The sequence below is a fragment of the Acinetobacter sp. XH1741 genome (genome assembly GCF_041021895.1).
Classification (GTDB): Bacteria; Pseudomonadota; Gammaproteobacteria; order Pseudomonadales; family Moraxellaceae; genus Acinetobacter.
Genome location: NZ_CP157428.1, coordinates 2,990,810 through 3,007,496 on the forward strand (window position 1 = coordinate 2,990,810; position 16,687 = coordinate 3,007,496).

Annotated in this window: 21 protein-coding genes; 11 read left to right on the forward strand and 10 right to left on the reverse strand. The window is 38.0% G+C overall.

Annotation, left to right across the window (positions count from 1 at the left end):
• Window positions 1–51: 51 nt before the first annotated feature.
• From gspM to ABLB96_RS14290, 5 genes are read right to left on the reverse strand one after another with little or no spacing between them, the layout of a single operon-like run.
• A complete protein-coding gene (gene gspM, locus ABLB96_RS14270) occupies window positions 52–531 on the reverse strand; it encodes a type II secretion system protein GspM (protein ID WP_348896389.1) in 480 nt (159 codons plus the stop codon).
• Complete coding sequence (gspL, locus tag ABLB96_RS14275) at window positions 531–1,670, reverse strand: type II secretion system protein GspL (protein ID WP_348896388.1); 1,140 nt, start codon at window positions 1,668–1,670, stop codon at window positions 531–533. Before gspL ends, gspM begins: the two co-directional genes overlap by 1 nt.
• 23 nt (window positions 1,671–1,693) lie before the next feature.
• Window positions 1,694–2,149 carry a phosphoglycerate mutase family protein gene (locus ABLB96_RS14280; protein ID WP_348896386.1) on the reverse strand — a complete coding sequence of 152 codons (456 nt, stop codon included), beginning with the start codon at window positions 2,147–2,149 and terminating at the stop codon, window positions 1,694–1,696.
• 56 nt (window positions 2,150–2,205) lie between these two features.
• Window positions 2,206–3,279 (reverse strand): NAD(P)H-dependent glycerol-3-phosphate dehydrogenase, encoded by a 1,074-nt coding sequence (locus tag ABLB96_RS14285; protein WP_348896385.1) that lies wholly within the window; start codon window positions 3,277–3,279, stop codon window positions 2,206–2,208.
• Between the two features lie 35 nt (window positions 3,280–3,314).
• Window positions 3,315–3,890: a nitroreductase gene (locus ABLB96_RS14290; protein WP_348896384.1), complete on the reverse strand. Its 576-nt coding sequence runs from the start codon at window positions 3,888–3,890 to the stop codon at window positions 3,315–3,317.
• Between the two features lie 205 nt (window positions 3,891–4,095).
• On the opposite strand from ABLB96_RS14290, the gene ABLB96_RS14295 reads away from it, so the two are divergent.
• Entirely contained in the window at window positions 4,096–4,476 is a 381-nt protein-coding gene (locus tag ABLB96_RS14295; protein WP_348896383.1) for a hypothetical protein, read from the forward strand.
• Between the two features lie 38 nt (window positions 4,477–4,514).
• Here ABLB96_RS14295 and rhlB read toward each other — a convergent pair whose 3' ends face one another.
• Window positions 4,515–5,666, reverse strand: a complete 1,152-nt coding sequence (gene rhlB, locus ABLB96_RS14300) for an ATP-dependent RNA helicase RhlB (protein WP_348896381.1) — start codon at window positions 5,664–5,666, stop codon at window positions 4,515–4,517.
• Between the two features lie 109 nt (window positions 5,667–5,775).
• A complete protein-coding gene (locus ABLB96_RS14305) occupies window positions 5,776–5,988 on the reverse strand; it encodes a cold-shock protein (protein ID WP_000126912.1) in 213 nt (70 codons plus the stop codon).
• A 376-nt stretch (window positions 5,989–6,364) separates the two neighbouring features.
• Here ABLB96_RS14305 and ABLB96_RS14310 point away from each other — a divergent pair, with 376 nt between their 5' ends.
• The 5 genes from ABLB96_RS14310 (at window position 6,365) to ABLB96_RS14330 (ending at window position 9,097) form a co-directional block, all read left to right on the forward strand.
• On the forward strand, window positions 6,365–6,610 hold the full coding sequence (locus ABLB96_RS14310; protein WP_348896380.1) for a sulfurtransferase TusA family protein: 246 nt from the start codon (window positions 6,365–6,367) through the stop codon (window positions 6,608–6,610).
• A 133-nt stretch (window positions 6,611–6,743) separates the two neighbouring features.
• Complete coding sequence (gene rpoH, locus ABLB96_RS14315; protein ID WP_348896379.1) at window positions 6,744–7,610, forward strand: RNA polymerase sigma factor RpoH; 867 nt, start codon at window positions 6,744–6,746, stop codon at window positions 7,608–7,610.
• A 111-nt stretch (window positions 7,611–7,721) separates the two neighbouring features.
• Window positions 7,722–8,087, forward strand: coding sequence for a DUF423 domain-containing protein (locus ABLB96_RS14320; RefSeq protein ID WP_348896378.1), 366 nt, complete (start codon window positions 7,722–7,724; stop codon window positions 8,085–8,087).
• Window positions 8,088–8,100: 13 nt separating this feature from the next.
• A complete protein-coding gene (gene thiS / locus ABLB96_RS14325) occupies window positions 8,101–8,298 on the forward strand; it encodes a sulfur carrier protein ThiS (protein ID WP_348896377.1) in 198 nt (65 codons plus the stop codon).
• Between the two features lie 13 nt (window positions 8,299–8,311).
• Complete coding sequence (locus ABLB96_RS14330) at window positions 8,312–9,097, forward strand: thiazole synthase (protein ID WP_001154366.1); 786 nt, start codon at window positions 8,312–8,314, stop codon at window positions 9,095–9,097.
• Between the two features lie 116 nt (window positions 9,098–9,213).
• On the opposite strand, the gene ABLB96_RS14335 is transcribed toward ABLB96_RS14330, so the two are convergent.
• Both ABLB96_RS14335 and yaaA read right to left on the reverse strand, forming a co-directional pair.
• Window positions 9,214–9,846: a metal-dependent hydrolase gene (locus tag ABLB96_RS14335; RefSeq protein ID WP_348896376.1), complete on the reverse strand. Its 633-nt coding sequence runs from the start codon at window positions 9,844–9,846 to the stop codon at window positions 9,214–9,216.
• Between the two features lie 19 nt (window positions 9,847–9,865).
• Complete coding sequence (yaaA, locus tag ABLB96_RS14340) at window positions 9,866–10,639, reverse strand: peroxide stress protein YaaA (RefSeq protein ID WP_348896375.1); 774 nt, start codon at window positions 10,637–10,639, stop codon at window positions 9,866–9,868.
• Window positions 10,640–10,764: 125 nt separating this feature from the next.
• On the opposite strand from yaaA, the gene ABLB96_RS14345 reads away from it, so the two are divergent.
• On the forward strand, window positions 10,765–11,397 hold the full coding sequence (locus tag ABLB96_RS14345) for a hydrolase (RefSeq protein ID WP_348896374.1): 633 nt from the start codon (window positions 10,765–10,767) through the stop codon (window positions 11,395–11,397).
• A 56-nt stretch (window positions 11,398–11,453) separates the two neighbouring features.
• On the opposite strand, the gene rtcR is transcribed toward ABLB96_RS14345, so the two are convergent.
• Window positions 11,454–13,055, reverse strand: a complete 1,602-nt coding sequence (rtcR, locus tag ABLB96_RS14350) for an RNA repair transcriptional activator RtcR (RefSeq protein WP_348896373.1) — start codon at window positions 13,053–13,055, stop codon at window positions 11,454–11,456.
• A 67-nt stretch (window positions 13,056–13,122) separates the two neighbouring features.
• Between rtcR and ABLB96_RS14355 the strand changes: the two genes are divergently transcribed.
• From ABLB96_RS14355 to ABLB96_RS14370, 4 genes are all read left to right on the forward strand, one after another.
• Window positions 13,123–14,088, forward strand: a complete 966-nt coding sequence (locus tag ABLB96_RS14355; RefSeq protein ID WP_348896372.1) for a ribonuclease Z — start codon at window positions 13,123–13,125, stop codon at window positions 14,086–14,088.
• A 261-nt stretch (window positions 14,089–14,349) separates the two neighbouring features.
• Window positions 14,350–15,618: an RtcB family protein gene (locus ABLB96_RS14360; protein WP_348896370.1), complete on the forward strand. Its 1,269-nt coding sequence runs from the start codon at window positions 14,350–14,352 to the stop codon at window positions 15,616–15,618.
• 2 nt (window positions 15,619–15,620) lie between these two features.
• Window positions 15,621–16,004 carry a hypothetical protein gene (locus tag ABLB96_RS14365; protein WP_348896369.1) on the forward strand — a complete coding sequence of 128 codons (384 nt, stop codon included), beginning with the start codon at window positions 15,621–15,623 and terminating at the stop codon, window positions 16,002–16,004.
• A 12-nt stretch (window positions 16,005–16,016) separates the two neighbouring features.
• Window positions 16,017–16,475 carry a DIP1984 family protein gene (locus ABLB96_RS14370; RefSeq protein WP_199964505.1) on the forward strand — a complete coding sequence of 153 codons (459 nt, stop codon included), beginning with the start codon at window positions 16,017–16,019 and terminating at the stop codon, window positions 16,473–16,475.
• Window positions 16,476–16,687 lie beyond the last annotated feature (212 nt).

A 16,687-nucleotide genomic window follows, 5' to 3' on the forward strand; every position in this document is an offset into this window, starting at 1 on the left:
AGGCACAGGTAGCACAAAACACCATGCTTGACACAAGCATATTTTGATATGTTATTGAACTGTCGCTGTTAATTTAATCTGACCTTCACTTGAAACCATTTCCATCTTTTGAATACTTAGTCCCATCTGTGCAAGTTGTGTTAAAAAGTTAGCTAAAATTGCATAATTCTGATGTGTTACAACAATTTGTAACTGTTCTCCATTTTGCTGAGAAGACACCGTTAAACCTTGCTGTTGAGCTACCCTTTGTATTTTTCCAGGCTTATCAAGTCCAAGCTCATTTGTGGGCTTCATCGTAACCGCGTTACTCTGCATCCACACCATCAAATCTTTTAAATCATTTAACCGTTTTTGCTGTTGTTCTGCCAAAGAATGCATCTTCCAAAGCGACGATCCAATAATAGCCACTACAACAAAAATTGTAGTAAAGACCACCATAACGCGTTCGCGGACAGTTAAACGATCTAAATATTGAACAATTTGTTCATTCCACTGATCAAAACGATTCTGCAATTGAGCTAATATTTTCATTATTGTATTTTCACCACCCCAATTGCCCCACCACCATTTGCTTGAACATTACCTAGCTCAGCCTTAAATCCTTGCTGATTAAGTTGTTGTGTCAAAGCTTGCAAATCATCTGCCGATTTAGCTTTTAATGCCATTGTTAAGGTTGAAGCATCATAATTGAGCTGCTGAGCTAAAATTTGTTTTTGCATTAAAATAGGCCCAACACGGCTTAATAAAGAAAGTGCTTGGGTATCCCCTTGCTGACTCATTCTTAAATGGCTTTCAAATTGACTTTTTATGTTTTGCTCATTCACCCGATTGGAAGGTCCAAACCAGTACTTATATTGCTCAACAGCCTGATCTGCCGTTTGATTCGCCACCTTTTTTAATTTTACCCAGCGCAATAAATCATAGCTAAACTGAACCACAATAATTGCTAAAATCACGGCCGCACAAGCTTTCCAATAGCCTGAAAAAGTGCGTTCTTGATTTTTTGATTTTGGTAAAACATTAAGTGGATGCTGCTTCGGTTTATCAAGAGGCTGAAATTGATAGATAAACTCAGAACGTTGCTCTGCGCTTGAAGCTGCTTCTAAACTCTCTAATTGCTCTAATGTTAAACCACTATACTGATATTGGGTTTCACTTGACTGGAATTCTAAAAAAAGCCCTAAATCATCGAGTGAATTACCTAACCACTTATTTTCACGCACCAAAAGTTGCTGATCAATATTAGACAGCACAACGTGCTTTGTTTGCGGTTCGGGTAAAATCAAAAAATCTGGTAATAAAGCAACAAGTTTGGTTGGCAACAAAGCTAAAGAATGCTGCCATGTCTCGACCATCCCTTGAGCCACACCCAAGACAGTTAACTGATCTGCATAAAAATGGTGAACCACTTTCATATGATCAATAGGCAAAGTCACAAACTCTTCTAGTAGATATTTAACCCCATCAGCCCCTAACTGTTTGTAATGGGACTTCGCCATAGTTTGCTGAAGCATTTGAGCATGGCGACTTGGGAAAAAGACAACCGCCTCTTTTCCTTGGTGTATTTGCAAGTCTTGTATTAATTGATCGAGACTTGCAGCCTGCAACCAGTTTTCTCCGTTAGACCAATGCCAAACTCCATTGGTTTCAGGCATCCATATATACAGCATGATGGGCTAAATAACCTTTTTAATTATATTGTGGGTATAAAACTATTTTTTTGTGTTGATAAACCAGATGCAATCACTGCTTGATCATAGATTCGAGCTTCGGCAAGCGCAAATGGATTGAAGTTTTCATGCGCAAGCAACTCTGCAATATGGCCCACGACATTCATATGGCAAACCACCACAATCGACTCATAGGGAACTTGCGACAACCATTCAATCGCTTCTTTTGCATCATCGTCAGGTTTAATCTTGTCACATAGCAACACTGGGACATCTTTAAAATATGTCTGGATATGTGCCAAAGTTTCTTGAGCACGTAACAACGGACTGACAACAAAAATATCAGGCTTTACAATATCTTTTAAAAATGTTGCTGTTTGCTCAGCCTGCGCATGGCCACGAGCAGTAAGTGGACGTTTAATATCATTACCACTTACTGGTGGTGCTGCTTCCCCATGACGAACTAATGTCAGTTGCATAAAATTTCCTTGTAAATAATTCCCGCATTATAACCGCAATTTATGACATTTATCCGTCAGACTTCGTGATGTGGCAGAACAAACTCGACATCACTACGGTGCCCATTTTTCATTAAAGAAAGAGCAATATTTAATGGTGGCGCACCTTCAAAGATTACTTCATATAAAGCATTGGTAATTGGCATATATACATCTAACTCTTGTGCCTTACCACGCACCTGAACAATGGTATTAATACCTTCCGCAGTTTGACCCAATTCTTTACTTGCCTGTTCAAGCGTTTTACCCGAACCTAACGCATAACCAATTTGATAATTACGACTTAATGGGCTATTACAAGTCGCGAATAAATCACCGACACCCGACAAACCTAAGAATGTCAGCGGGTTAGCTCCTTGTTTTACCGCGAAGCGGCTCATCTCAGCCAAAGCACGCGTTAAAATCATACTCTTGGTATTTTCACCAATTTTATAAGCAGCACCAATTCCCATAGCAACTGCGTAAATATTTTTAAGCGCACCACCCAATTCAACACCATGCACATCATCACTACCAAAAACACGGAATAACGCACTATGAAGAGCATGTTGAATAGCATAACGGACGAGCTCAGAATCACTTGCAATCACTGTACCCGATGGCATACCTGCCATAATTTCTTTGGCAAGGTTTGGACCTGACAATACGCCACATGGGACTTCTGGTAATTCTTCACGAATAATATCGCTCATGAAACTAAAAGTTTTAGCTTCAACGCCTTTAGTTAAAGACACGACTGCTTGTGCAGTAATATAAGGTGCAATTTGTTTTAAGACATCACGGAATGAATGACTTGGAATTGCAACCAGAATAATATCTCGATCACATACGGCTTGTTCAAGATCAGACACAGCACGTAATGATGATTCTAAAATGAAGTCTGGTAAATAACGCTTATTAATATGGGTTTGATTAATTTCTTCTGCTGTATTGGCATCACGAATCCAGATCATGGTGTCACAACCATTACGTGCGGCCAAGTTTGCCATGGCTGTACCGAAGCTACCGCCACCCAAAACGGTAATACGTAATGCCGTTTTTTTGTCGACCGCAACAGGTTCCACCAAATCTGTAAACTTAAATTCAGCCATGCTTTATTATCCTATTTCTTACTATATACAGGCGTTTAAGCCTGCCAAACTTTTACGAATTCTTTACTTTCAATATCTGCACGCGGTGCAATTGCTTTAGTTGCTGTGCCGACGTAGATAATACCTGAAATTAAATCATGTGGTTGCAAACCTAAGTGCTGTTTTAACCAATTCGACTCAACAACGGCACCACTACGCCACATGGTCGAAAAACCTTGCGCCTGTAAAGACAACAAAAGATTTTGTACTGCTGCACCTGTACTTAAGATTTGTTCAAAATGAGGTACTTTGGGATGATCTTGTAATTGTGTAAGTGCCAAAATGAGTAAAGGGGCACGAAAAGGATGGTGTTTAACACGTTCAAGTTGGGCAGGATCAGTTTCACCCAAGTCAGCCAAAGCTTTCGCCAAAACATCCCCAAAAGCAGCACGCTGTTCACCTGAAATAACTACAAAACGTGTCGGCTTAAGTCTATGGTGATCTGGAGCCGTTAAAGCTGCCTGAAAAGCCAACTCTAATTGATCTGTATTTGGAGCTGGTTCAGTTAATTGACCAATAGACTGACGCTGATGAATATTTTGGTGAATTATTTGTATTGCTGAATCCGTCATTAATATTAATCTAACTCAAAAATTCGAAATAGATTAGCATAATCTACAGTTAATCCACCATGTAATCTAGCTTATAAAATTAACGAACTCATAGTTTGACATTTTTTAATACAAAACATCAAAACTCATACAACGTCTTCAAAATCAATTAGAAAACTTGTGTTCAAATAACAATGTCTTTTGGTTTTTTTAACTTAGGTGAATTATGAAAAAAATAATTTTAGCAAGCGCAATGAGCGGTGTTGTTTTATTACTTGGTGCTTGTGCAACCACCCCTAAAAATACTCTAGCTGTTCAAAAAGAAAATAATCAGTTTGAAGTTACCGGTATTGGTAAAACTAATTTAATTGCAAAAAACAATGCGATTACTGCTGCACAAAAAACATGTTCTAAAAATACATCTCCTGTGATTGTCGATGAAAAAACCACTTATCACGGTGTGTTAAAAGATGTGGTCAGTGAAAAAACAGGCCAAATGGTAGAAGCTGCAGCTGGTGTCATTGGTACTTTAACTGGTAAAAATGCATCTTTAGCAAAAGATGATGACTATCAGACCACACTCACCTTTTATTGCAAAATAAACTAAATAAAAAAATCCCAGTCAATTGACTGGGATTTTTTTGATTAACAATAACCATCTAAACGAGTAAGTGGTAATTTCTTACCAATTGCCTTTTCAATTTCCGGCAAATAGAAAGCATCATCTTCCGATAAGAAACTAATACTTACCCCTTGTGCCCCTGCACGACCTGTACGTCCGATACGATGAACATAATCATCAGATTGTTCAGGTAAAGTGAAGTTGACCACATGAGATACGCCATCTACGTGAATACCACGGCCAGCCACATCAGTTGCAATCATGATGTTATGCTTACCTTGTTTGAACTGCTCTAACATTTTCATACGTTTATCTTGAGCAATTTCACCAGATAACATCCCTACTTTATACCCGTCTTTTTTCAAATGATCGTAAAGACGACGCACTTGATCACGACGATTGGCAAAGATCATGACCTTATCAATCGGTTCTTCGCGCAAAATATCTTGTAAAAGACGATATTTATCTTGTTTAGCCACAACGTAAACACGTTGTTCAACATCGTTATTGGTCTTTTGTTCAGGTTCAATTTCAACAGTTACAGGTTCAAATAACCACTGTCTTGCCAAATTTAAAACATCGTAGCTAAATGTTGCTGAAAACATGAGGGTTTGGCGTTGTTCCTTACGCGCTGAATAACGAACAATACGCTTTACCGAAGGAATAAAGCCCATATCTAATAAACGGTCAGCTTCATCAATGACTAAAAATTCAATTTGATCGAGCCAAACTTCTTTTTGTTCTACAAAATCAATTAAACGTCCAGGTGTAGCGACAATAATATCAACAAAATTAGCATCGAGTTGCTTCTTCTGCTTATCAAAATCAACACCACCCAATAGGGTCACGACATGTAAATTAGAGAATTTCGTGAGAAATTTCGCATCACTTTCAATTTGCAATGCCAACTCACGAGTAGGTGCTAAGATTAAAGCACGAGGCTCGCCACGAAAGCGTTGCTCTTGAACCGGATTATTGAGTAAATCATTAATTACACTAATCAAGAAGGCAGCTGTCTTACCAGTTCCTGTCTGTGCTCGCCCAATTGCATCATGCCCGGCTAATGTATATTTTAAAACCTTTTGCTGAATTGGGGTCATTTGAGTAAACCCTAAAGCATCAATCGCCTTTTTAAGTTGCGGATGTAAATTCAAGGTTTCAAAACCAGATGTCATAAATACGTGCTCTAACAAACAATCTCTCGAATGAGAAGATCATTATAAACAAAAACGCTCCAATTCAAAAATTGGAGCGTCCATGATTCATCAAAAAGATGAATTATTCTTAGTCTAAAGGCTGAACGTTTTCAGCTTGAAAACCTTTTTGACCTTGTACAACGCTAAACTCTACACGTTGACCATCACGTAAAGAACGGTGACCGTCACCTACGATTGCACGGAAATGAACGAATACATCGTCGCCGCCGTTACGTTGAATAAAACCAAAGCCTTTAGTGTCATTAAACCACTTTACTACGCCTTGTTCACGAGCTGTCATAAGTCAATCCTCAGATGATGAAAAAAGGACCTTCCGGTGTTGCAAACAGCAGAGCAAACAAGGTTTTAAAATTTTTATAATCTTAAAGCTTGTAATCATTCTGTAAAACTATCAACAATTTCCGGTTACATCCATTTGTTATAGGTTATTAAAACAATTTAACTGTGTGGTAATCCCTAAAACGGTTCGAGCTTAACACGGGTTTATGACAATTAATAGAATTTTTTTCAAATATTTCCCCTATTTTTTAGCTCTTTTTTTAAACAGCTTATTACAATAATTTTTATAATAATCATTTACCTCTTAATTTTTATAAAACCGGTAGAGTTCATAAAAAAATTTGTTAAAATAATTTTTTTAGTTGTTTTTATAATGAATGAGCACAACCTCTTCTGCTGTAGCGCCTATTGAAATTAATGCCCTTGGTCAACCATGTCCAATGCCATTATTAATGTTGAAACGTGAACTTAAGAAAGTATCAGGAAAGCAGCTATTTTTATTAAAATCGTCTGACCCCCATAGTGAAATTGATGTAACGCGTTACTGCAATTTACATCATTTTATGTGTCAAACTATGCAGATTTCGGAAAGAGAATTTCACTATTTAATTGAAACTCAATGATTCTTTGATAAAATAAAAGATTAGAAACTGCATAAAATTTTACATTTTTCTACCCAATTTTCCTTAATTATGAAGCCGATTCAAATTAAGATGAATTTATTGGTTAATCCATCCTATCCTATAAGGAGAACTCATGAGTGACAGCAGCAATCAATTGATGCCCCTGTCATTGTCTGCGCCCGGTGTAAACCTTGGTGCATATATCAGTACTGTCAATCAGATTCCTATATTAACGGCCGAGCAAGAAAAAGAACTTGCTGAGCGTTATTATTATGACCAAGATCTTGATGCCGCAAAAATGCTGGTAATGTCGCATTTACGTTTTGTCGTTCATATTGCGCGCAGCTATGCAGGTTATGGCCTCCCTCAAGGCGACCTTATTCAAGAAGGTAACTTAGGCTTAATGAAAGCCGTAAAACGTTTTGACCCAAATATGGGTGTACGTCTTGTTTCTTTTGCCGTCCATTGGATTAAGGCAGAAATCCACGAATATGTTATTCGTAACTGGCGTATTGTAAAAATCGCTACAACTAAAGCTCAGCGTAAACTTTTCTTCAACTTACGTAGTTTAAAAAAATCGAGTAAAAAATTAACGCTCGAAGAAGCTAAATCGATTGCTAACGACTTAAATGTAACTCCAGAACAAGTTTTGGAAATGGAAGGTCGTTTAACGGCTTATGATGCTGCTTTTGAAGCTCAAGGTGACGATGATGACGATACGCCACATACTGCGCCTGCGTTGTATCTTGAAGATAACCGCTACGACCCTGCTCGTTTAGTTGAAAATGAAGATTGGGAAGAACAAAGTACATCTGCATTACATGATGCAATGGACCAGTTAGATGACCGTTCACGTAATATTTTGCAGCGCCGTTGGTTAGATGATGATAAATCTACCCTACACGAACTTGCTGCTGAATATAATGTTTCTGCTGAGCGTATTCGTCAGCTTGAAAAAAATGCGATGGAAAAAATTAAAGTCGCAATGTCAGCAAGCTAAACTAAATGAAAAAAATAAAAGGGCGATAAGCCCTTTTGTTTTATCTGGCTATGTTTAGCCAACCTATTCTATGGTAACGTTGCCTTTCATTATTCAGTTGCGTTTTTTGTTATGTGGATTGCCATTTCAGCCCTTAATCTTGCTTTTGCAGTCATGTTGGGTGCTTTTGGAGCACATGGTCTTAAAGCTCACGCGAGTCCTGAGCAACTTACTTGGTGGCATACTGCTACCGACTACTTTTTTTATCATGCTCTAGGCTTATTAGCACTTGGTATTTTAAGTAAAGTTCTTCCTGATTTCCCAATTAAAATGTCTTTCTTGCTTATCCAAATTGGTATTTTCTTTTTTTGTGGTTCGCTTTATATCATGGCATTGGGTTTACCACGAATATTAGGTGCGATTACTCCAATTGGGGGAGCATTGATGATTGCTGGGTGGCTAGTCTTGGCTTGGAATGCTTTCAAATACGCAAAATAATCGGAATGTGATCATGCAAATTTATTTAAATGGCGAATTAACGGACACGCCTAGTCAAAACCTGTTGCAACTCATTCAGGAACTGGCACTTGAAGGAAAACGTTTTGCTGTCGAACACAATCAACAAATCGTTTCTAAAAGCAAATTAGAGCAAATCAATATTGCTCAACATGACCGTATCGAAATTATTCACGCTGTTGGCGGCGGCTAAGTCGGAGTTATCCATGCAAGACACCCCTCTCATTATTGGTTCACGTTCTTTTCAATCTCGTTTATTGGTAGGAACAGGCAAATATAAAGACTTAAATGAAACGGATTTAGCCATTCAAGCCAGTGGTGCAGAAATCGTAACTGTCGCAATCCGCCGTGTGAATATTGGACAAAATCCAGATCAACCAAACTTATTGTCAGTCATCCCACCAGAAAAATATACAATTTTGCCAAATACCGCAGGTTGTTTTGATGCTGACAGCGCGGTACGTACTTGTATGTTAGCGCGTGAGCTACTTGATGGTCATAACCTAGTAAAACTTGAAGTGCTAGGCGATGAGAAAACCTTATATCCAAATGTGACCGAAACTTTAAAGGCAGCGCGTACTTTAATTGATGACGGTTTTGAGATTATGGTCTATACCTCTGATGATCCGATCATCGCTCAAGAACTTGAAAGTATGGGCTGTGTTGCGATTATGCCATTAGGCAGTCTGATTGGTTCAGGTTTAGGTATTTTAAATCCTCACACCATTTCAATTATTAAAGAAAATGCGAAAGTTCCTGTGTTAGTAGACGCAGGCGTTGGTACAGCAAGTGATGCCGCTATTGCGATGGAACTTGGTTGTGACGGCGTACTCATGAATACTGCAATTGCAGCTGCTCAAAATCCTATTTTGATGGCTTCTGCAATGAAAAAAGCTGTTGAAGCAGGACGCGAAGCATTTTTAGCTGGTCGTATGCCACGTAAACGCATGGCAAATGCAAGCTCGCCAGAAACAGGTTATTTCTTTAAATAATCTCTTTCCAAGGAACCACTGTGTCTTCAGTGGTTCCTCTCTCCTCTCGTATAAGCATTTTTTGCTTTTTTAAAGTTGTATCTCTTTATTCAATTCACAGATTTCAATTCTTATATTTAACTTAGGCTATTCAATATCTGTCTTAAATTTTGCTTGGCGTTTAATTCAAAATTCTTTTGGAAATATGCAGTTTGATAAAGTGGCTCAGACTGATAAAAATGCAATAAAACTTCTTTTCTTTTGATTGAATATACTTCTGGATCAACCCACGCATACTCCTGCTGAATTTGTTGTTCATATTGTATGAAACGTTCAGGTGGTGCTGCCAAAATAGCTAAATCGATATCCAACAAAAATTGCAAATCTGTTTCATCGGTTGATGCATGCCTTTGGGTCGCAAGAATCCAGCGCTTTATTTTCTCTAAAGTATCGACCTGTAAATCTTGAGCCATCAATTGTTCAAATAACTCAGCACTTTTAAGCTCATTATCTGGTGCTTGAGGGTTATAGATCGCATCATGAAACCAGAGAGCCAATGCGACAGCAGAAGGATCATTTAATTCGGACTGAATCGATTGGTGCAAACTCAAACATTCATATAAATGCTGCACGCTATGGTAGGCTCGCTGCTTCTCTCCATAAGCTGCAATGAGTTCATCCAAGATTTTTTGAGGCTCAGAAAAGTGATAGTGCCGATGCAGCTCAAACCAAAAATTTTCAAGTTTTGACAAATAAAGCTGCATCATCACCTATTAACCACGTTTAAGATTATTGCTCATCGCGTTTAAATACGAGTTCTTTTGCCGATGAGTTATCTGCATCGAAATAGTAACCTTCGGTATTGAACGCTTTAATATCCTCAGCTTTATTTAATTGGTTTTCAATAATAAAGCGAGCCATTAAACCACGTGCTTTTTTTGCATAAAAACTAATGACTTTATATTTACCATTTTTCTGATCAAGGAAAACAGGCTTCACAATTTCAGCCTTAATTTTCTTTTCATTGACAGATTTGTAATATTCATCCGAAGCTAGATTTACTAGTAATTCAGATTTAATTGCTGCCAAGTCTTCATTAATCTGGTTGGTGATAATTTCACCCCAGAATTCATACAAATTATGGCCACGCGTATTTTTTAATTTAGTACCCATTTCTAGACGATAAGGCATCATCAAATCTAAAGGGCGCAATAAGCCATATAGACCAGAGAGCATACGCAAATGCTGCTGTGCAAAATCTATATCTTTGTCTTTTAAATGATAAGCATCTAAACCGGTATAAACATCCCCTTTAAATGCATAAATCGCTTGGCGAGCATTTGAGAAATTAAATTCGGGATTCCAGTCTCTGAATCGATCTGCATTTAGTGTGGCAATTTTTTCACTCACACTCATTAAACTCGCAATTTCTGAAGCAGAAAGTTTGCGACAAACATCAATTAATTGTGCTGAGTTTTCTAACAAGCGAGGCTGAGTAAACTCATCTGTAGGTAACGCTGTTTCATAATCTAAAGTTTTTGCAGGAGAAATTAAAGCAAGCATAGACAACCTGAAAAAATTATTCTTAATACCAACTATAACAGTAGATATTTTTTAATGCTAACCCGTGTTTTCAATGACGACTATCGGTAAAATAGAAATACGTATTGTTATTTATCGATTCTTATATGTCTGAGCAAATTTTCATTCAGGGTCCAGTAGGTAAAATTGAACTTTTTGTAGACCGCCCTGAAGGTGAAATCAAAGGCTTTGCGGTTGTTTGCCATCCGCACCCATTGCAAGGTGGAACTCCTCAACATAAAGTCCCTGCTCTTTTAACCCAAATCTTTAATGAATATGGTTGTATCGTTTACCGCCCTAGTTTTCGTGGTCTTGGCGGTAGTGAAGGTGTTCATGATGAAGGTCATGGCGAAACTGAAGACATTTTAGCTGTAATTGAACATGTTCGTAATCTTCATAAAGGCTTACCGTTCTATGCAGGTGGTTTTAGTTTCGGTTCACATGTTTTAGCAAAATGTCATGCACAGCTTAGCCCCGAACTACAACCAGTACAGTTAATTTTGTGTGGCTTACCAACAGCGACTGTAGTGGGTTTACGACACTATAAAACTCCTGAAATTCAAGGTGATATATTACTCATTCATGGTGAGCAAGATGACATTACCTTACTTTCAGATGCAATTGCCTGGGCAAAACCGCAGAAGCATCCAATTACGATCTTACCGGGTGCTAACCACTTCTTTACTGGCTACTTAAAACAGCTTCGTCAAATTATTACACGCTTTATTATTATGAAATAAACTGTAATTTGATGGGCATAACTTGAGAGTATGCCCATCATTTTTAAGCCATGTCCTTATTGAAAATTATTCCAACTTAACCCAAAACGAGCTAAATATTTTTTTACTCGGTCACTATCATTTGTTGTATTACGTTGTTGGCGAGATACTGAAAAGAGTTGCCTTCCCGCCTCTGCCATTGATTTTGAATTTTCGCAGACTTTGAGCACACCTCGTAATTGAATCTGATCAAATTCATCTATTTGCTCTAATTGTTCAAAACTCAAATAGTTCAACAAGATATCTGTATTTTTATCATTGTAAGATTCATTCTGAATAAGCCAAAGTTGCTTTAGGCGTTGAATTTCTTTCTCTACAGCTTCACGACGAATTAACTCACCTTGCGATAAAGTTGCTAAACGAGTCACGCTCGCTGCTAAATCTCTAAAATTTCCTTGCCATGAAGCATCTGCTGATTTAGCAAATTTTAAATATATTTCTAAAGCATCACGTTGAAAATGCAGTTGCCTTTGATGCATTGCAGCAAAACGCTGTAGCTCAAAATCAATATTGGGCGCAATATCTTCTACACGATCTTTTAAATTGGGCAAAAAGAACGTCCACGTATTCAAACGAGCCCATAAATCTTCACGGAATCGGCCAGCTTGAACTTCATTACGCAAATCACGATTAGTACCCGCTATTAGCTGAAAATCGGCCTGAATTTCCTTATCACTCCCAACAGGGAAAAAGCTTTTATCTTCTAGCGCTTTTAGTAGCATGGCTTGCTCATCAAGCCCTAACTCACCAATTTCATCTAAAAACAAAATGCCTTGGTCAGCACTTTTTAATAAACCAGCACGAGAAGCAGCCGCCCCCGTAAAAGCACCTTTTATATGACCAAATAAAGTCGACATGGCACTATCACCACGTAAGGTCGCACAGTTAACATCAATAAAACGGCCGCTTAATTGAAATTTATCTTTCTTTAACTGAAAAATTTGTTTTGCCAAATGAGACTTACCAACACCTGTTGCACCCATAATTAAAATAGGTGCGCTAGAACGAGTTGCAACTAACTCAACCTCCTCAATAAGCTGATTAAACGCTTTATTATGAGTAGAAATATTGGCTTTAAGCTGTTGCCAGTTTTGCTTTTGCTCATCATCGAAGCGCTGTTTTAAAACATCGTATCGAGACAAGTCCAAATCAATAATTCTATATTCACCTTCTGGTGTCTTTTGTTGATTAGGTGAACTTTGAATGAGCTGAGCTGGTAAATAATGCGCATCTACCAATAAATACCAACAAATTTGAGCAACATGCGTTCCCGTTGTGATATGCAATAAATAGTTATTTTTTTCCACATCAAACGGATAGGTTTTTACAAAATCATAAAGTGCCCCATAAACTTCAGCAAAATCCCAAGGGTCTTTAATGCTAACTTTATGTCCAGAAACCTGTGTTTGGGGAGAAATTTCTTCTGCGTCTGATGCTATAGATTTAACTAAATTATGATGCTGCCTGTCATGAAGTAACACCAACTCATCTACAAGCAAATCTTCATGCATTAACAAACTAATTGTGGGACGCCAACGTTGCCAACGATCTGGCTTTCTCCCCTGATCAAGCGTAGAACCGACAAAGCCAATAACGACTGTTTTCTTTGCATCCGCCATAATTTCTATAAAATTTTATAAGTGTCTATAATATACAATACGCATTTGATCAAAAAATTCCAAGAATATGCTTCATTTTACTTTTTTAGGCACATCTTCAGGTGTACCGACTCTGACACGTAATGTTTCAGGACTAGCAGTTCGTAACAGCAAAAATAAGGACTGGATTTTAATTGATGCCGGCGAAGGTACACAGCACCGCATTCAACAAGCTAAACTTTCATTACAAAACCTAGTTGCCATTTGTATTACACACGTTCATGGCGACCATTGCTATGGTCTTATTGGTTTATTGGCAAGTGCTGGTATGAATGCCCGTGGCAAACCCTTAATCGTGATTGCACCAAAAGAAATTCAGCAATGGTTTGAAATCACAGCCCAGCTTACAGATTTACACTTACCCTATTCATTGCAATTTATTGATGTGAATGAAGCAATGCAGCCTCAGCAGATCACCAATGAGTTCATCATTCAAGCACATCCACTAAGCCATCGCGTTCCAAGTTTTGCATTTAGCATTTATATCAAATCTATTCAGAAAAAATTAGATACCCAAGCTCTAACTCAGCTTGGCATACCTCAAGGCGATATGTGGGGTCATTTAAAACGAGGCTACGATGTTGAGTTTGAGGGACAAACTTTAAAGGCTCAAGATTTTATTCAAATTCAAACTCAGCAGGTTCATGCAATTATAGGTGGTGATAATGACCAACCTGAACTATTAGCTGATGCTTGCAAAGATGCTCAACTTCTTATTCACGAGTCAACTTACTTGCAAACAGTTTTAGATAAAGTCGGCAAAGGTCCAATGCATAGCTCAGCAAAAATGGTGGCTGAATTTGCAGAACAGCAATCTTTAAGTAATTTAATTCTGACGGATTTTAGCCCTCGTCATCAGGATAAAGCTGGGCAACAGGCTATTGCAGAAGAAGTTCGCCAGTTTTATAAAGGTCATTTTTATTTAGCCAATGATTTTGATGAATTTACTTTAAATGAAGCTGGACAGCTTTTAAAAGTCGAAAAGAAATTTTAGAGTCAACCCAATATATCCAAAAAGATACTTAAATATATTTTTAGATATCTTTTAAATGTTAAAATTTCCAACAGAAATTAGTTACACAGAAAGAATAATTATTTTTATATATTATTTTCAACAACTTATATTCAAAATTAAGTGTATTTTTAAAAGTTGGCACATTCAGTGCAATAGTAAAAAGCACACAACATCATTCGGATGTTATGAATAACACCTGCCTGCAAACGCTTGGCAGGCAGGCTTTGAAAGGAAAAGAAAATGTCTGTCATTGAAGAAATTAACCAACAAGCTCAGTTTGAACAAAAGCAGCAACAACGTTCTTATGAAGTTCTGCAAAATGAAAAAAGTATGCCAGTCAAAATGTGGACTAAAGGCGTGCTTGTTGATGACAACTCAAAACAACAATTATTGCAAACTGCACAAATGCCTTTTATTTATAAATGGATGGCTGTAATGCCAGACGTACACTTCGGTTTAGGAGCAACTATTGGTAGCGTAATTCCAACCAAAGGCGCAATTATTCCTGCTGCGGTAGGTGTAGATATTGGCTGCGGAATGATGGCAACCCGTACCAGTTTAACTGCTTCAGATTTACCAGATAGCTTACATGCTTTACGTACTGAACTTGAACATTTAATTCCACATGGAATGACAAAGCGCGGACGTGATCGCGGCTCATGGGAAACTCCACCAGAAACGGTAGATCAAGCTTGGGCCGATCTGGTTGCAGATTTTGAATACATTTGCGCAAAACATCCACGTTTAAAAAACACCAACAACCGCAAGCATTTGGGAACGTTAGGTACTGGAAACCACTTTGTCGAAATCTGTTTAGATGAGCATGATCATGTTTGGATTATGTTGCACTCAGGTTCTCGTGGTGTAGGAAATGCTATCGGTAATCATTTTATTGAACTTGCACGTAAAGACATGCAAAAGCATTTCATTAACTTACCCAATAAAGATTTAGCATATTTAGTTGAAGGTACCGAACACTTTGATGACTATTGGTTTGCTGTGGGTTGGGCTCAACGCTTTGCCATGAAGAACCGTGAGATCATGATGCAATCTGCAATTAAAGCCTTGGCTACCATTGTACCAAAGCCTTTTCAGGCACGTTTGGAGGCCGTGAACTGTCACCATAACTATGTGGAAAAGGAAGAACACTACGGTGAAGAAGTGATGGTAACTCGTAAAGGTGCGGTTCGCGCACGTTTAGGTGAATATGGAATCATTCCGGGTTCAATGGGTGCGAAGTCATTTATTGTACGTGGACTTGGAAATCAGGAATCTTTCTGTTCATGTTCACATGGCGCAGGTCGTGTGATGAGCCGTACTGAAGCAAAACGACGTTTTACTGTTGAAGATCAGATTGCACAAACTGAAGGTGTAGAATGCCGTAAAGATGCCGCTGTTATTGATGAAATTCCATCGGCTTATAAACCCATTGAAGATGTAATGAAAGCACAAAGCGATTTGGTTGAAGTGGTTTATACATTAAGACAAGTGGTGTGTGTTAAGGGTTAATCATGGAAAAAGATTGTTTAGATATTCGAAGCTATAGAATCAGGGCAAATGAAGAAAAGCATCTTGCTCTACCTGAGCAATCTTATTACATCATCCTGGCTGTCAATACTGATCAAATTCTGTCTCAATGGCGTAATTGGATTTGTAAGCAGATTGTCTATTCCAAACACTGTATTCAAGCGATGGTTACAGGACATGAGAGTTCTATTTGGGATGATGTTTTAGATGAAACGTATCTAGCTTTTTATAACTATCAACCACCAGTCGATCACTGCTTCATGACCACTTGGCATGAAGATGAAACTTTAGAACATATTACTGAATGTGCAAAATTTAGTATGCAATTGGAAGATATTTCGAAATTAGTTATTGTACATATTGAATAAAAGGTAAATAAAATGAAACTCGCAGAAGCACTTTTACTGCGAAGCGATCAACAAAAAAAGCTCGCTTCGTTAAAACAGCGAATCAATACCAATGTATTGGTACAAGATGGCGATGAACCTAGTGAAGATCCAAATGAACTGATCAAACAGGTATTTGCCCTAACCCAAGAAAGCAATGAATTAATTTATTGTATTCATCTAACCAATGCACAAGCAAAGCTAGAAGATGGGAAAACGCTATTATCACTATTGAGCTTAAGAGATAACTATGCCGAACAGCATAAAGTTTTAATCGATGCGATTGCAAATACAAATCGTGAGCCTGATCGTTATAGTTCACGTGAAATTAAGTGGAAGAAAGTTATTCCAGTTTCCAGCTTACAAAAACAGGCTGATGATATCAGTGCGAAACTCCGCGATTTAAATATCAAGATTCAAGCCGCCAACTGGCAAATTGATTTAATCAAATAAACACTAGATTTTGTGAAATCATTTTCACAATCACAGTTTGGGCATACTGGGCGAGTACAAGATCCTGCTTTTCACCGATCTGAGGGATTGAAAATAATTCAGGCGGCTATGGCAGCATGTGAGCCGTGCATCGATATTCACTTATCAGGTTCAGCACCATGCACCTAGCAAACCTTTGTCTAAAGCAAAGTTACACGTTACTTCGCATTACC

What these genes read in the sequence shown, in the direction of transcription:
- gspM (WP_348896389.1), bottom strand. Translation starts at nt 531, where the DNA reads ATGAAAATATTAGCTCAATTGCAGAATCGTTTTGATCAGTGGAATGAA.
- gspL (WP_348896388.1), bottom strand. Translation starts at nt 1,670, where the DNA reads ATGCTGTATATATGGATGCCTGAAACCAATGGAGTTTGGCATTGGTCT.
- ABLB96_RS14280 (WP_348896386.1), bottom strand. Translation starts at nt 2,149, where the DNA reads ATGCAACTGACATTAGTTCGTCATGGGGAAGCAGCACCACCAGTAAGT.
- ABLB96_RS14285 (WP_348896385.1), bottom strand. Translation starts at nt 3,279, where the DNA reads ATGGCTGAATTTAAGTTTACAGATTTGGTGGAACCTGTTGCGGTCGAC.
- ABLB96_RS14290 (WP_348896384.1), bottom strand. Translation starts at nt 3,890, where the DNA reads ATGACGGATTCAGCAATACAAATAATTCACCAAAATATTCATCAGCGT.
- ABLB96_RS14295 (WP_348896383.1), top strand. Translation starts at nt 4,096, where the DNA reads ATGAAAAAAATAATTTTAGCAAGCGCAATGAGCGGTGTTGTTTTATTA.
- rhlB (WP_348896381.1), bottom strand. Translation starts at nt 5,666, where the DNA reads ATGACATCTGGTTTTGAAACCTTGAATTTACATCCGCAACTTAAAAAG.
- ABLB96_RS14305 (WP_000126912.1), bottom strand. Translation starts at nt 5,988, where the DNA reads ATGACAGCTCGTGAACAAGGCGTAGTAAAGTGGTTTAATGACACTAAA.
- ABLB96_RS14310 (WP_348896380.1), top strand. Translation starts at nt 6,365, where the DNA reads ATGAGCACAACCTCTTCTGCTGTAGCGCCTATTGAAATTAATGCCCTT.
- rpoH (WP_348896379.1), top strand. Translation starts at nt 6,744, where the DNA reads ATGAGTGACAGCAGCAATCAATTGATGCCCCTGTCATTGTCTGCGCCC.
- ABLB96_RS14320 (WP_348896378.1), top strand. Translation starts at nt 7,722, where the DNA reads ATGTGGATTGCCATTTCAGCCCTTAATCTTGCTTTTGCAGTCATGTTG.
- thiS (WP_348896377.1), top strand. Translation starts at nt 8,101, where the DNA reads ATGCAAATTTATTTAAATGGCGAATTAACGGACACGCCTAGTCAAAAC.
- ABLB96_RS14330 (WP_001154366.1), top strand. Translation starts at nt 8,312, where the DNA reads ATGCAAGACACCCCTCTCATTATTGGTTCACGTTCTTTTCAATCTCGT.
- yaaA (WP_348896375.1), bottom strand. Translation starts at nt 10,639, where the DNA reads ATGCTTGCTTTAATTTCTCCTGCAAAAACTTTAGATTATGAAACAGCG.
- ABLB96_RS14345 (WP_348896374.1), top strand. Translation starts at nt 10,765, where the DNA reads ATGTCTGAGCAAATTTTCATTCAGGGTCCAGTAGGTAAAATTGAACTT.
- rtcR (WP_348896373.1), bottom strand. Translation starts at nt 13,055, where the DNA reads ATGGCGGATGCAAAGAAAACAGTCGTTATTGGCTTTGTCGGTTCTACG.
- ABLB96_RS14355 (WP_348896372.1), top strand. Translation starts at nt 13,123, where the DNA reads ATGCTTCATTTTACTTTTTTAGGCACATCTTCAGGTGTACCGACTCTG.
- ABLB96_RS14360 (WP_348896370.1), top strand. Translation starts at nt 14,350, where the DNA reads ATGTCTGTCATTGAAGAAATTAACCAACAAGCTCAGTTTGAACAAAAG.
- ABLB96_RS14365 (WP_348896369.1), top strand. Translation starts at nt 15,621, where the DNA reads ATGGAAAAAGATTGTTTAGATATTCGAAGCTATAGAATCAGGGCAAAT.
- ABLB96_RS14370 (WP_199964505.1), top strand. Translation starts at nt 16,017, where the DNA reads ATGAAACTCGCAGAAGCACTTTTACTGCGAAGCGATCAACAAAAAAAG.